The 14,713-nt window shown below is 38.8% G+C and carries 16 protein-coding genes; 11 read left to right on the top strand and 5 right to left on the bottom strand.

Annotation, left to right across the window (positions count from 1 at the left end):
• The first annotated feature begins 54 nt into the window (after window positions 1-54).
• The 4 genes from EXE29_RS06910 to EXE29_RS06895 all read left to right on the top strand — a co-directional run bounded on the left by EXE29_RS06910 (window position 55) and on the right by EXE29_RS06895 (window position 3,726).
• Complete coding sequence (locus tag EXE29_RS06910; protein WP_120364245.1) at window positions 55-891, top strand: hypothetical protein; 837 nt, start codon at window positions 55-57, stop codon at window positions 889-891.
• Window positions 892-1,024: 133 nt separating this feature from the next.
• Window positions 1,025-1,978 carry an RsiV family protein gene (locus EXE29_RS06905; protein ID WP_120364246.1) on the top strand — a complete coding sequence of 318 codons (954 nt, stop codon included), beginning with the start codon at window positions 1,025-1,027 and terminating at the stop codon, window positions 1,976-1,978.
• A gap of 3 nt (window positions 1,979-1,981) precedes the next feature.
• Window positions 1,982-2,794 (top strand): TatD family hydrolase, encoded by an 813-nt coding sequence (locus tag EXE29_RS06900; protein WP_120364247.1) that lies wholly within the window; start codon window positions 1,982-1,984, stop codon window positions 2,792-2,794.
• Window positions 2,795-2,919: 125 nt separating this feature from the next.
• Window positions 2,920-3,726, top strand: a complete 807-nt coding sequence (locus EXE29_RS06895; RefSeq protein WP_120364248.1) for an enoyl-ACP reductase FabI — start codon at window positions 2,920-2,922, stop codon at window positions 3,724-3,726.
• A gap of 151 nt (window positions 3,727-3,877) precedes the next feature.
• On the opposite strand, the gene secB is transcribed toward EXE29_RS06895, so the two are convergent.
• The 4 genes from secB to rsgA all read right to left on the bottom strand — a co-directional run bounded on the left by secB (window position 3,878) and on the right by rsgA (window position 6,207).
• Window positions 3,878-4,333, bottom strand: coding sequence for a protein-export chaperone SecB (gene secB, locus EXE29_RS06890; protein ID WP_106985173.1), 456 nt, complete (start codon window positions 4,331-4,333; stop codon window positions 3,878-3,880).
• Window positions 4,334-4,373: 40 nt separating this feature from the next.
• The gene (gene grxC, locus EXE29_RS06885) at window positions 4,374-4,628 is read right to left on the bottom strand and encodes a glutaredoxin 3 (RefSeq protein WP_106985174.1); all 255 of its coding nucleotides are present in this window, start codon (window positions 4,626-4,628) and stop codon (window positions 4,374-4,376) included.
• Between the two features lie 18 nt (window positions 4,629-4,646).
• Window positions 4,647-5,054, bottom strand: coding sequence for a rhodanese-like domain-containing protein (locus EXE29_RS06880; protein WP_106985175.1), 408 nt, complete (start codon window positions 5,052-5,054; stop codon window positions 4,647-4,649).
• Window positions 5,055-5,148: 94 nt separating this feature from the next.
• Entirely contained in the window at window positions 5,149-6,207 is a 1,059-nt protein-coding gene (rsgA, locus tag EXE29_RS06875) for a small ribosomal subunit biogenesis GTPase RsgA (RefSeq protein WP_120364249.1), read from the bottom strand.
• 122 nt (window positions 6,208-6,329) lie between these two features.
• On the opposite strand from rsgA, the gene orn reads away from it, so the two are divergent.
• On the top strand, window positions 6,330-6,887 hold the full coding sequence (gene orn / locus EXE29_RS06870) for an oligoribonuclease (protein ID WP_106985177.1): 558 nt from the start codon (window positions 6,330-6,332) through the stop codon (window positions 6,885-6,887).
• A 62-nt stretch (window positions 6,888-6,949) separates the two neighbouring features.
• On the opposite strand, the gene EXE29_RS06865 is transcribed toward orn, so the two are convergent.
• Window positions 6,950-7,201: a hypothetical protein gene (locus tag EXE29_RS06865; RefSeq protein WP_106985178.1), complete on the bottom strand. Its 252-nt coding sequence runs from the start codon at window positions 7,199-7,201 to the stop codon at window positions 6,950-6,952.
• Between the two features lie 178 nt (window positions 7,202-7,379).
• Here EXE29_RS06865 and EXE29_RS06860 point away from each other — a divergent pair, with 178 nt between their 5' ends.
• The 6 genes from EXE29_RS06860 to EXE29_RS17905 all read left to right on the top strand — a co-directional run bounded on the left by EXE29_RS06860 (window position 7,380) and on the right by EXE29_RS17905 (window position 14,710).
• Entirely contained in the window at window positions 7,380-8,159 is a 780-nt protein-coding gene (locus EXE29_RS06860; protein WP_106985179.1) for a tRNA threonylcarbamoyladenosine dehydratase, read from the top strand.
• Window positions 8,160-8,378: 219 nt separating this feature from the next.
• Window positions 8,379-11,174, top strand: a complete 2,796-nt coding sequence (locus EXE29_RS06855; RefSeq protein ID WP_171406255.1) for a type VI secretion system Vgr family protein — start codon at window positions 8,379-8,381, stop codon at window positions 11,172-11,174.
• Window positions 11,175-11,176: 2 nt separating this feature from the next.
• Window positions 11,177-13,060, top strand: coding sequence for a hypothetical protein (locus tag EXE29_RS06850; protein ID WP_120364251.1), 1,884 nt, complete (start codon window positions 11,177-11,179; stop codon window positions 13,058-13,060).
• An 8-nt stretch (window positions 13,061-13,068) separates the two neighbouring features.
• Window positions 13,069-13,746, top strand: a complete 678-nt coding sequence (locus tag EXE29_RS06845; RefSeq protein ID WP_106986073.1) for a hypothetical protein — start codon at window positions 13,069-13,071, stop codon at window positions 13,744-13,746.
• Window positions 13,747-13,753: 7 nt separating this feature from the next.
• Window positions 13,754-13,894 (top strand): hypothetical protein, encoded by a 141-nt coding sequence (locus tag EXE29_RS17910; protein ID WP_434061878.1) that lies wholly within the window; start codon window positions 13,754-13,756, stop codon window positions 13,892-13,894.
• A gap of 45 nt (window positions 13,895-13,939) precedes the next feature.
• Window positions 13,940-14,710 carry a hypothetical protein gene (locus EXE29_RS17905; protein WP_458363382.1) on the top strand — a complete coding sequence of 257 codons (771 nt, stop codon included), beginning with the start codon at window positions 13,940-13,942 and terminating at the stop codon, window positions 14,708-14,710.
• Window positions 14,711-14,713: the final 3 nt, after the last annotated feature.

Genomic DNA, 14,713 nt, shown 5'->3' with positions numbered 1-14,713 from the left:
GCTGTTTTAATTTGTGATAAATTTAACTTAACTTTTATAGGTTATTTGCTTGTTATGAAGCTACTTCAGCACACCGCCTTTTTGTCATTCATCGCACTCAGTATTGGATTGAGTGGCTGTGATGATCGCGCAAAACAGCCAGCATCCGATGCTAAGGTTGCTTCAGAACCAGTACAGGCTACACCCAAAAAAGAATTAGCAGAAGTATTGCCGTACCTAAATATTCAAGAACAAACAGCACAAATCGCTTTGCCTTTTTGCGAAACTAAAAATTGTATTGAGTTAGAAATTCAAACCTTAAAAACCAAAGATAGCTGGTTAAATACGTGGATTGAACAAAAGCAGGCGCAAGTGATTCAAGACCAAATTGGCTTAAAGCAACAAATGAGTTTGCAACAAGCTGTAAATGCTTATGTTAAAAAATCGGATGCATGGCAAGCTGAATTTAAGGCCAATCATGCTTATGAGTTGGCGGTATATACGCGAATTCCGTATCAGCGGAATCAATTTGTGTTGATGCAAGTGGGGGTCGATAGTGCCCAAGAAAATATTAAAGTAAAAGAGCGGTATTACTTTTTTGTCGCGGACCGCCGTACGCAAAAAAATTTAACCGCGCTTGATATTATAGAGCCAAAACAACAGGCTAAAATGGACGCTTTTGTACAAAAAGCCTATGCCCAATGGCTCAAAGAACAAAATACATTGGTGCGTAAGGATGCACCTAAAAAATTATATTGGGGACAGGCAGACTGGTTCTTTGACCAAGAAGGTATTGGTCTGCATTATCGTTCTAACGAAATTGTCAAAGACGGGCAACAGTTGGATATTTATTTAACCAAAGAACAAACCCAACAAGTATTAAAAGCGGATATTTACCCTTCCATGTTTTAAGTAAAATGCTGAAATCTGATATAAATATGTATTGGTTTAGTGATGGAAATAGGTGCATTTTGTGTATGGAAAATGACAAAGCACGCAATCACTGACATGATGTAAGCGCACCTTTAGGCTATAGGTTAATAAAATGTTAAAACATAAAAATATAGGATTATTCAGCATTTTAGTGTTGTCCATGGGCTTAGTTGCATGTCAACCACAGCAAGCTGAGCCTAAGGCAGAGCCTGAAAAAGCGACCAAGCCTGCGCCAGACCTCAGTGCCAAATTAATTGGTGATTCAGAAAAATTAAAAATTCAATTGCCTGAGTGTGATGGCAAAAGTTGCCCTGAAATTTCGTTGGATCGCTTAAACAGTAATCAAAGCTTTATTGATGAATTTATTGATCAGCAAATTTTACAGCAATTGGGAGCAATGCTTTCTGTAGAGCCTGAACAGAAAAAGGCAAACCTAGCAGCCAGTGAAGCTCAGGTAGCATCCGAGGCAAAATCACTGGCCGATGTACAAACACCACAAGTGAAAATGCAGCAGCAACTTGAACCCTATCTACAGGCTTTTGTGGCGTTGGATAAAGAGCTGAAAAATTTAAGCTCAGCCCAAAAAATCAGTCTGATGATTAAGCCTAAAATCTTAAATTCAGGTGAGCCGATTGCGACTGTTGTTTTGAATAGCAGTAGCTATTTGGGCGGAGCGCATGGCGCGTCGGCACAGCAGTATTATAACTTTGATCTCAAAAGTAAAAAATTAGTAACTTTAGATGCACTACTTTTAGCAAAGCAAAAGCCGCGTTTAGAACAATTAGCACATGAGGCATTTAAAACATGGGTCATCGATGCCAAGTTGGCAGACAATGTGCAAGATTATGAGCAGGCGTGGAAATTTAAGCTGAGCGATAATTATTATTTGTCTAAAGAGGGTCTGATTTTACAATACGGTGAATATGACATTGGACCTTACGTCGTGGGGCTACCTCGTTTAACGATTCCATACGCTCAGTTGGAAACAGTGCTTAAAGCACAATATTTACCAGCTAAAGTAGAAACCGTTGCATCTGAAGCACAACCAAATACTGCATCGAAATAATTCATGTATTTATTTGATACGCACACGCATTTTGATGTGCCTGACTTTGATGGCGATCGGGCTGAACTCGCACAGGCTGCAAAGGCGGTAGGCGTAGAGGCTTTGGTGCATATTGGTTTTTTACAATCACGCTTTGCAGAATTAATTCAGAGTCATCATTTTGTACAACAGCTGCCAAATGCACCACGTAGCTATTTAGCGCCAGGCTTGCATCCATTTTATATTGAACAGCACCGTGAACAGCATTTGTTTGATCTAGAACAGATTTTACAAACAGAAACGTGTGTGGCCATTGGTGAAATTGGTTTAGATACTTTTATGCCACAGCATAAACAGCCTGATATTTTTGCACAGCAACAGTATTTTTTTGCCAGTCAAATCACGCTGGCACAACATTATCAAAAGCCAATTTTATTGCATATTCGTAAGTCTCATGCTGAAGTCTTAAAAATGCTGAAAAGCCAAAAGTTTCGGCATGGTGGCATTGCACATGCTTTTAGTGGTGGGGTGGAAGAGGCGAAAGCTTTTGTTCATTTAGGCTTTAAAATTGGCGTGACAGGGCAAATTACGAACCCAAATGCCAAGAAACTACATAAGGTCGTGCAGGCTTTAGGGCCTGAACATTTGGTATTAGAAACAGATTGCCCAGACATGACACCGCTGTGTTGTCAGTTGGGTGATGGTGGCCGAACGCGAAATACGCCTGTCAATTTGCCCTATGTTTTACAGGCTTTGGCACAAAGTCTTGGGCAAGATGAACAGAAACTTGCAGACCAGTTATGGCGCAATAGTTTGGAAGCTTTAGCATTGTCTTAAATGTTGCTCTTGGTTGAGCTGAAGCGAAGCTGGAGTGATAAAGTTTAAAAAAAGGTGCATTATGCAATGTCTAAAATGCTTTAGACTTGGCATTATGCTTTAAAATTTTTTCGAGTGAGATTCACATGGCACAAGGACTATTGGCAGGTAAGCGCTTTTTAATCGCAGGGATTGCCAGCAAATTATCAATCGCATTTGGTATTGCACAAGCATTACATCGTGAAGGTGCTGAACTTGCTTTTACTTACCCAAATGAAAAATTAAAAAAACGTGTTGATGATTTTGCAGAACAATTTGGTTCAACTTTAGTGTTCCCATGTGATGTTGCTGTAGATGCAGAAATTGATACAGCTTTTGCAGAACTTGCAAAACATTGGGACGGTTTGGATGGCGTTGTGCATTCAATTGGTTTTGCACCTGCGCATACGCTAGATGGCGACTTTACTGAAATTACGGACCGCGATGGCTTTAAAATTGCGCATGACATCAGTGCCTATAGCTTTGTAGCAATGGCGCGTGCAGCGAAGCCTTTATTGCAAGTGCGTCAAGGTTGTTTATTAACACTGACTTACCAAGGTTCTGAGCGTGTGATGCCAAACTACAATGTCATGGGCATGGCAAAAGCATCTTTAGAAGCTGGTGTACGTTACTTAGCATCAAGTTTGGGTGCAGAAGGTATTCGTGTGAATGCAATCTCTGCAGGTCCAATTCGTACCTTAGCCGCTTCGGGGATTAAATCATTCCGTAAAATGCTCGACTTGAATGAAAAAGTTGCACCATTACGCCGTAATGTAACCATTGAAGATGTGGGTAATGCAGCATTATTCCTATGTTCACCTTGGGCAAATGGTATTACAGGCGAAATTTTATATGTAGACGCAGGCTTCAATACTGTCGGTATGAGCGCTGAGTTAATGCTGGATACTGAATAATTCGCTTTCAGTTCCTTCTCCTTTTGGAAGAGGGCTAGGGAGAGGGTTATTTCACCCTCATCCCAACCTTATCCCAAAGGGAGAAGGAGCCCTTAAAAAGGCAATAAAAAAGACCGCAAATGCGGTCTTTTTTATATCTGAGGCTTTACGATTAAGCTTGGCCTTCAGCAGCAGCGGCTTGAGCACGTTGCATATTCGCTTCGAATTCAGCATCGAAGTTGATTGGTGTAAGAAGCAACTGCGGGAAGCTGCCTTTAGTAACCATATCATTTACTGCTTCACGCAAGAATGGGAACAAAATGTTCGGGCAGTATGCACCAAGAATGTACGGAAGACGTTCTTCTTCTACTGCATCAATCAAGAAAATACCTGATTGTGTTACATCAACGATAAATGCTGTATCGCCCGCATTGTTTGCTTGAACAACAACTTTTAAAGAAACTTCAAAATGAGTTGGGTCAACTTTTTCTGCAGAAGAAGAAAGGTTGATGTTTAACTCAGGTTGCCATTCTTTAGTAAAAACTTGTGCCCCAGGTACTTCAAAAGAAATATCTTTAGTGTAAATGCGCTCTAATGCTAATTGTGGAGCTTGTTGTTCTTCACTCATTCTTTAATCCTTAATATGAAGAGATGATGTTTATTGGCGATTAAGCCAATAAATCATCGAGTTTGCCTTCACGCTCTAAAGCATAAAGTTGATCAAAACCGCCAATAAATTGTTCACCAATAAAGATTTGTGGCACAGTGCGGTGGTTAGTGCGTTGCATTAACTCAACACGAACTTCAGGCGCTTCATTGGATAGATTAACTTCTTTATAAGCTACGCCTTTGCGCTCAAGGAGCTGTTTTGCACGAATGCAGTATGGACAAACAGTAGTAGAATAAATCGTTACTTCAGCCATGTTAAATCTCCTCAATCTTTATTTTGCTTTAACCAAAGGTAAGCCTTGAGCTTTCCAGTTGCTGATGCCACCATCTAAGCGATAAGCATCTGCGTGTCCAACTTGTTGTAAAGCTGAACCTGCGACTTGACCCAAATTACAGACGAATACTAATGGACGATCAGAAGTTTTAAGTTCATCAAGATGTTTTGTAATTTGGCTGTATGGAATGTTACGGCTACCGCTGATATGACCTTCACGGAAATCTTTAGCATCACGTAAATCAATCAACATTGCATTTTTAGCTTTAACTAAAATACCCAATGATTGCGGTGAAATTTTACGACCATTACGTTGGCCTTCAAGGATAAAGAACAGCACTACCAATACAGCGAGCGTTCCAAATAAGAAGGGGTGATTCCCCATAAATTCGAACCAACGTTCCACAAGTCACCTAAATTACAATTCAAAAATTGCCAAGAGTATAGCTCATAAATATGGTGATCAAAATCACCGCTTCAAGTGCTGCAACAGAATAAAACTAATTTTTTTGCTGAGCTTCCGTAATTTCATCAATTAAACGTAAGAAGCTGTCTAGGCGACGTTGCAAAATTTGACCTTCTTCGGCAGCAATACGCAACGCACATTTTTTCTCATGTTTATGGGTACAGTTACGGAATTGGCAATGCCCGAGTAAATTATGAATCTCAGGGAAACCATTTTGCACATTTTCTGTATCTAAATGCCAGAGGCCAAATTCACGAATTCCGGGGGAGTCAATTAAGGCAGCATTTTCACCAAAGGAAATTAAGCGTGTCGAGGTCGTGGTATGTTGCCCTAGTGCTGAGTTTTCAGAAATGATGTTGGTCTTTTGCAGCGCATCTGGAACAATGGTATTAATGAGTGAGCTTTTGCCTACGCCAGATTGCCCCACGAATACAACGGTTTCGCCAGCTAAACGACCAGCCAATTCCGATAAATCACCATCTGACTGCGTCAGTAAAACTTCATAACCTAAGTTTTTATACTCTTGCACAATCGTTAGAATAGGGTCGTTTTCTTTGACCAAATCCATTTTATTGAGCACCAATAATGCAGGGATATTGGCATCTTCACAGGCCACTAAATAGCGATCGATCAAGCTAGGAGCAACCTCTGGAAAGGCAGCAAATACAATCACAATCAGACTGACATTGGCGGCTACATGCTTCACTTTGTGATAGCGGTCTGGACGTGTAAGCAATGATTGGCGTGGATGAATTGCGGTAATAATCCCGAGGCCCGTATTGGGGTCGGCTTGCCATTTCACGCGGTCACCGGTTACCAATGCTTCTAAATTGGTCCGAGTATGGCAGCGCCAGATACTGCCCAATTCAATCGCTTTCCAAAATGGCTCAGGTTCACCGGCAGCAACAGTTGGCTTTTCGGCATGAACAGCAGGTTCAGTGAGCGCTTGAACTTCAAGTTGCCGCCCATAATGTTGTACCACCAGTCCCTCAAGATCATTCGATGTATCGATGTCTTCTTGACGAGATTTATGCTGTTTTTGAATGCGGCGCTGCTGTTGTTCGGTCAGGCGGCGCTTGCGAATTAAGGCCATTCGTGTCCTAAAAAACCATGGAAACTAGACCGCAAAAATAGCATGAAGCGGGGGCTAATTACAGCGCAGGCCCAATAAATTTGCTACTATAGATTTTTTATGCCTAATAAGATTGCACATTTATGAGCAGCACACCGGATACTCGCCTCATTTGGATTGACCTAGAAATGACAGGTCTCGATACAGATAACGATCAAATTATTGAAATTGCAACGATTGTGACGGATGATAATTTGAATATTCTGGCAGAGGGGCCTGTGCTTGCGGTACATCAATCAAATATCATTTTAAATGCGATGGATGAGTGGAATACACGTCAGCATGGTCAATCAGGTCTGATTGAACGTGTACGCCGTAGTAAATTGTCTGCGCAAGATGTAGAACAGCAGACTTTAGAATTTTTGAAAAAGTGGGTAAACCCAAAAACTTCACCAATGTGCGGTAACTCAATTTGCCAAGACCGCCGCTTTATGCACCGTTTAATGCCTGAGCTTGAGCAATTCTTCCATTACCGTAACCTAGATGTTTCAAGTGTTAAAGAGCTGGCAAAACGCTGGCGTCCAGAAATTATGGGTGGCTTGAAAAAGAATGCCTCTCACTTGGCAATGGATGACATCCGCGATTCGATTGCAGAACTCAAATACTACCGTGAATACTTCTTTATTATGAATAAAGACTAAGTTGTGGTGGAGCAAAAAGGGGCGAAAGCCTCTTTTTTTATGGTGCCGAGTTGTGCAAGACCTTATTTGCCAGATTGGGCATGATGAATTTTTTTTAAATAAAAGGCTTCAAAGATGACCCATAAACACAGCATCACAATAAATTGCTGCTCACTTTCATAATGCGCAAATACGACCAAGCTAAATAGAGTTAAAAATAACACTCGAATAATGATACTTAAATTTAGATTTTTCTTTTGATACATTAAAATGAGTGTCGCATAAGCCAAAATAAGCAAAGCATTGAGACACAATAAAAAAGTAAAAAACGTCATCAGCTTGCACCGTTGAATTTCACATTGTTTAAATTATTTTAGTTTAAATTTTAATCAAAATAATTGTGCGGAATTTATCAAACAAGCGCAAGCGAGCTGTGCTGTGAAAATATTAGCGCAGTCAACACAGACTAAATTTGTTAGACTAGCGCTCTTGTTTTTGCTGTTTTGAACCTTTATGACCGACTTACCTCAAGATGATGAATATGACCGCCGTTTTGCTGGCGTCGCTAAAATTTATGGCGAAGAAAACTTTAATCATTATGAAAAAAGCCATGTGATGGTCATTGGTATTGGTGGTGTAGGTTCATGGGCAGTTGAGGCACTGGCACGTACAGGTATTGGCGAATTAACGCTGGTTGATATGGATGTAGTGGCTGCATCCAATATTAACCGTCAGTTGCCTGCTATGAGCACGACTTTAGGTCATGAAAAAATTGAAGTGATGGCTGAGCGCTGTCGTGCAATCAACCCTCGAATTAAAATTAATTTAATCGATGACTATTTAACGCCAGAAAATGTCACAGAGCTTTTGGCGGGCAATCCAGATCTGATATTAGATTGTATTGATGATGTGAAAGCCAAATTTGCCCTGATGTTGCACTGTCGTTTTAACAAAGTACCTCTGATTGTTTCGGGTGGAGCAGGGGGTAAACTCGATCCGCTTAAAATTCGTGTGGCAGATTTATCCAAGACAGAACAAGACCCTATGTTGGCAAAACTACGTACACAACTGCGGAGTAAAGGCATTTGTAAAAAGCCTAAAGATAAGTTTGGAATTACCTGTGTGTATTCAATAGATAACCCATTTTCAAGTGCAGATGTCTGCCCAAGTGCAGGCTTACGCTGTGGTGGTTATGGTTCTGCTGTGGTGGTTACCTCAAGCTTTGCCATGGTAGCTGTGGCTGAAGTGCTAAAAAAATTAGATCACCTTGCAAGCAAAGCTAAGTCAGCCTAAATCAGGTATTGAGTTATGAGTGCCATGTCAACGTGTATCTTGGAAACGACTTAAACCAAGATCAGACATGGCCAAAACAATTACAAATAATAATCAAATAAACTCATCAATTTACGAAGTATTGATAAAAAGAAATAATTAAGGGCTTGGAAAGAAGCTTAAAATTTGCTTAAAATACGCTCGAATTAAAAAATCAAATTTTTATAATAGATAATAATTATGCAAAGTCATATCTTTGCTGCATTAGAAAAATTAGGCTTAAGCCCACAAAAGCGTGCTATTCATGTTCAGTTTTCTAATCCAGCCTTAAACACACAAGTTTTCCTACAGCGCATTGATGGCGAACATTTAATTAACCAAGGTTTGAGTGCAGAACTCATTTGCCTTTCGACAGATGCACTCATCCCTTTAAAAAACTTTTTGGGTGCTCAAGTCGCAGTCGATCAAGTCTCTGATCGCGGACAATTGATCCGTACCTCAGGCATTATTACGGAAGCTGTACAAGGGCAAAGTGACGGCTCATTAACGCTGTATAAACTCCGCGTACAAGATGCAACATCTTTATGGCATAAGCGTCGTAATAGTCGTGTGTTTATGAATAAATCTGTACCTGAGGTGGTGCAACTTCTTTTTAAAGAATGGCAACAAAAAAGCCCACTGTTTGCCACCGCTTTAAGTTTAGATACTTCAGGCTTACAACGCGAATATGATGTTCGTCCATTTATGATGCAGTCGAATGAGACGGATTATGACTTCTTAACGCGTTTACTGCGCAGTGAGGGTATCAATTGGCTGATTGATGAAACGCAAAATAGGGTGATGCATGCTTCAGAGAGCATTCAGCCACAAAAGTTACGTTTAATTGATGATAATAGCCAATACAGCGCACTTGCGCGTCGTTCTATACGCTTTCATCGCAGTAGCGCTACAGAGCAACAAGACAGTATTACGAGCTTTATTGCACAGCGTAGCTTGCAACCTACCGCAGTACATGTACAACGCTGGCAAGCAGATAGCCTGAGTCAAGAAGAAGGCGCAGGTTCTGTACAAAGTAGCCACCAACATAGCGATAATCAAGATAATGCAAGCTTGGGTTTAGAACAGGCATGGCATGCCAGCCCAGCGTGGATGCAAGACCTGAACGGTGAAGATGGGGCGACGGCTTCGGGCGGTTCGCAAATTGAGCGTCTCAATCAACAACTGAACCAATATCATGCGCTTCAAGCAAAACAATTTAGTGCACAGAGTACGGTGCGTGATACCCATGTCGGTTATTGGTTTGAGCTACAAGAACATCCAGAAATAGACCAACACAGCGGTGCAGATGCAGAGTTTTTGATTGTCGGAAAATCTTTTTATAATCAAAACAACTTACCGAAAGATTTGAATACACAAGTCAATCAGCTGATTCAACAGAGCCAATGGTCAATTAAAAATTTGGCAGATGAAGATGAACGACAAGCCAATACGCTGAGTTTACAACGACGTAATATTGCATTTGTCCCTGAGTATCACATCGAACAGCATCGCCCAAATGCTTATGCACAGCGTGCAAAAGTGGTTGGGCCAGCAGGTGAGGAAATTCATGTCGATGAGTGGGGGCGGATTAAAGTTCGCTTCCTTTTCACTCGTAGCGATGACCACAGCCATGATGGTGGCGCAGGCAGTAATGATACCGATACGGACTCTGCTTGGGTGGATGTTTTAACCCCATGGGCGGGGGATGGCTATGGCGCACGGTTCTTACCACGCATAGATGAAATTGTGGTGATCGATTTCTTTGACGGCAATATTGACCGGCCTTTTGTGGTGGGACGTATTCATGAAGGAGCACGTAACCCAACCAAATTTGATAATAAAGGACAATTGCCAGACACCAAAAAAATTGCAGGTATCCGTTCCAAAGAGGTCGCAGGGCAAGGTTTTGGACAGCTTCGTTTTGATGACACTACAGGTCAAATATCAACACAACTGCAAAGCAGTCATGGCGCAGCGCAGCTGAATTTAGGTAAGCTCAGTCATCCGAAAGATAAAGAAAGCAGTGCAGACCGAGGCGAGGGCTTTGAACTGCGGACTGATCAGTGGGGCGCAGTTCGGGCAGGGCAAGGTTTATTACTCAGTACACATTCACAAGGGCAAGCCTCAGGCATGCACTTGGATGCCCAAGAAGCAAAACAGCAATTGGAAGGGAGTTTAAACAGTAGTAAAGCGCTCAGTGAGGTGGCTAAGAATCAGCAAACTGATCCATTAGAAGTATTGGATAATATTAAGGGTTTTATTGATAGCTTAAGTAAAACCGATCCGAAACAGGCTGATGCCTTTAAAACAGCTGTAATGGTCTTGGCTTCACCCAATTCTATCGCTTTGAGTACAAATGAAGATATTCATATTTCTGCAGATGGGCAGATCAGCCAAAGTGCGAGTGACAGCATTAACTTAAGTACTCAAAAGAGTTTAATTGCACATGCAAGTAAGAAGATTAGCTTATTTGCAGCGCAAGAAGGCCTACGTGCTTTTGCTGGTAAAGGAAAGGTTGAGATTCAGGCTCAGGGCGATGGTGCAGATTTGATTGCACGTAAAGGCATTCAAATTATTTCAACCGAAGATACGATTTATATTACCAGCCCGAAAGAGATTAATTTAACTGCAGGCGGTTCACAGATCAAAATTAATGGATCTGGTGTTTTTTCGACTACTGGTGGGAAATTTGAAGCAAAGGCAGGGCAGCATCAGTTTGTAACAGGATCTAAAAAAGATTATAAAATTCCTTTTTTACCTCAAATATCTCAAGGCAAAGCATATTCTAAAAAGTTTATTATTAAAGATTCAGATAATAATTTAAGAAAGAATATTAATTATTTTATTTTCTATGAAAATGGAGATGTGGAAAGTGGTAAAACAAATTCCAATGGTGAAACACATTTAATTGAAACTGATCAAAGCCAGAAATTTTATATTCATTTTGATGGAAAATTTGAAAATGATTTATCATTTCAAGAAGAAATAGGTAAATAAAAATGACTAAGCCTTATAAAGCTAAATTTAGAGTAGTACTTAAAGATAGATACGCGCAATCAGTTGGTTTTTGGGGGGCAAAATATAGAATTGTTTATTCGGAAGGTGGAGATAAACCAATTGTAGAAAATATTTTTGCATCAAAAGATGGTTATACGGTTTTAATATCCTCAAAAACGCCTGTAAAAATTAGAATAGAGTTATTTAATCCAAGTAAAGGATATTATGAGATTCCAACGTATGAAGTGAGTTTATCAGAAGTTGAAACCTCTTTAAAAGAAAACGTGAAAACAGTTCAGATTGAAAAGGGGTATTTTAAACTTAAAATTTTTGATCCATTTGGGAAGTTGTTAGATAAAAATCATTTTGAATACAAGATTTTAGCAAAAGAAAATGATAAGAATGGTAAATCTTTGATTATAAAAGATTGGTCGAGTTTCAATACAAATGGATTTACGGATCTTATATCTACTGATAAGGGATTAATTTCATTAGGGTCTTCAGTTGATAATTTTCGGAGTAGATTTTATACTCGGCCATACTTGGATATTTATCTGAGACATAAAAAAACTAAATTAGAAATTATCAGAGAGGAACGTGCAATAGCAGTTGGTTCTGATAAATTGTATCGAGAATGGAAAATAGATAGAAATGCTTTACAAACTTTCACTAAGCCTAGGGAAAATCAGAGTACAGCATTAATTAATGAGTTGAAATTTTCTAGAGATATTAAAGTATTATTATCATTATCTAAAGGTAAAACTTATATTGCTAAAAGGGATGATGGTGGTGTGTTATTTAATAATGCATTAAAGCAAAATAGTTTTATAAATTGGCAAGATGGGCAGGAAGTAATTTTTAAAGTGCCTGCGAGATTTAAAGGGGGGATAATTATAAGTGATAAAAATGGAAAAGAAATTGAAATGATAAATATCGGGGCATTAGATGGAAAGATTTATAAGTCTAATGAAAAGCCAAAGACAATTTCGATTTTAAAACAACCATTGGTTGATGGAAGAAAATCTAATAAGCAAGATTATAATGGTAACGAATATGCTCAATATTGTATTGATATAAATTATAATGGGCCAGATAAGAAGTTTTCATTAGAGGATATGAAAGATCCTAAAAAATGTAATGATAAAGAGTTTAAGAGTATTTGGAAAAGCATAAAAGAAACATTTTCATTTGATAATAGTGCTACTTGGTGGAATGTAAGCGTAGGTGTCGCTACAGCTTCACTAGATGTGGCAAAACGAGTAAGTATTATTGATAAATTTTTTAAACCTTTCTTTAATGTTATGGGAGTTGCTGCTTCACAAGCTGTATTTATTATAAAAAATTTGGGTAATCATAATGGTCTATTCTTTATTGGTTTAATCAGAGGGCGTGCATATTTTCATTATGCAAAGTTTGCAGCAAACTCCAAAGATGTGCTAACTCAAGTATTGCCAAGAGAGGTTGCTTTTGATTTTAGCCCGAAGGGAACGGTCAAAGGATCGCTAGCAGGTTTGATTGTAGGTGGAGCTATTGAAATTCAAAAATGGGCAAAATTACCTACTAGCCAAAAAGATATTACAGATCTTTTAGCAAATCTTACGGGAATGGCTGTAAAAACAATAGTTGGAACTTGGTTAGGCGTTCTAATTGTAAGTCTTGTAGTTGGTGGAGGTCCAATTGGTGTCGTTATTGGTGTCGGAGTATTAGTTGGTATTGCAATCGGATGGGCCCTCGACTACTTTGATGAAAAATTTGGTTTTACTGAGGGAGTAAGGGATTTTTACAATCATTTACAGACTTGTACTCAAAACACGATGGTGGAAATAACTGAAAAGGGAAATAAGTTATTAGGGCTTAATTATACATTGCCATCCTGGTTATTTTGAGAATTATTATGTCTATAAAATTAACAAAGTTTGATTCTGATTTCTTTATAAAAAATCAATTTATTTTAAATGTTGCTATAGGTGTTTTTGGTTTTTTATTTGCCTTAACAATTAATGGTGGATTTGAGAAGGATTTATTAAAATTTATTTATTTATTTTACTTTATTTTGGTTTTATTTTTTTATTTCAAACTTAAGCGTGGAAAAAACTATATATCATATTCTAGGCATAGGATATTAGGGCATATTTTTGTATCTTTTGTGTTTTTTATTATTGGTTTTACATTGTTAATTGAGGTGAATCCGATTTTTTTATATTTTGGAATTTTATTTTATTTTATTTTATCTGTTTTTTTATTTTCTAAAAATTTAAAAAACAATGAAAATTATGATAAATTTCTTTTAGATAAAATAAATAATCCTGAAGAAATGACTTTGCATGAGTTTTATGAGTATTTTGATGGTCTAGTTAATAAAAAAAATAAATTTGCACCAATAATGGTATTTTTAGGTATGCAAGTGGGGTTGATTATTTTTCTGAATGGTTTTTTAAAAAATGATGAGTATTTTGGCCCTATTTTTATTGTTGCTGTTTTTTTGTTGATAGCTTTTTATATTTTAAATAAAACATTCTTTTATTTGATGATACCTTATAATTTTTTACTTAAGATAGACAAAGAAGTTTAGTTTTTTAATGCGGTATTTGGCGGGCTTTAATTTTTTTCAGCAATTTAATGAAGAAACAGATGAAAAAGTTGCCTTAAGTTATCTGTTGTTTGAACAGCAAGCTTATCTTCAAGGCATTGATTTTCAATTGAAGCGTGGCAAGCACTAGCTCAAGTTTGCCTTTAATGATCAAGTAAAACTCATTGCTGCTTTTGTGGATGGACAGGTAGAGCCAGTGTCACGTTATGAATATGATGCGCAAGGCAATTTAATAAAGGCCGTAGATCAAAATGGTCACGTGCGCAGCTATGAATATAATGATGCGCATCAGCTGACCCGTTATGCCGACCGTACAGGGCGCGGGCATAATATTCGATATGAATCAAAAGAAGCAAATGCCAAAGCCATAGCGGAATGGGCAGATGACGGCAGTTTTAAGACCCGTTTGGAGTGGCATCCGCGATTGCGCCAAGTTGCGGTCTATGATGCTTATGATGTGCCGACCTATTACTATTTTGACTTAGATGGTTTCACCTATCGCACACGCTTAGCCGATGGCCGTGAAAAATGGCTATCGCGTGACAGTCAAAAACGCATTACCCGTCAAATTGATTTTGCAGGCCTAGAAACAGAACAAGTTTATAACGAGCAAGATCAGCTAATTAAAATTGTACAGCCGAATGGAGGCATCATCCGTTTTGCCTATGATGAAGCAGGAAATTTGACGGAAACCAAAGATCCTGAAGGTCATATTTGGAAAAAAGAATACGATGCAGACGGTAATGTAACGAAGGAAATTAATCCTTTAGGACATAGCACGCAATATAAATACAACAACGATAATCAAATTGTCGAAATCATTGATGCCAAAGGCGGCGCTAAAAAAATTCAATACAATGATTTGGGGCAAATGACCGCATATAGCGATTGTTCAGGTAAAGAAAGCGCATGGGAATACGATGAAGAAGGCGCACTGACTGCCTAGCAG

It is taken from the genome of Acinetobacter sp. WCHAc060006 (assembly GCF_004209135.1).
Lineage (GTDB): Bacteria > Pseudomonadota > Gammaproteobacteria > Pseudomonadales > Moraxellaceae > Acinetobacter > Acinetobacter cumulans.
This window is presented reverse-complemented; position numbering and strand designations above follow the sequence as displayed.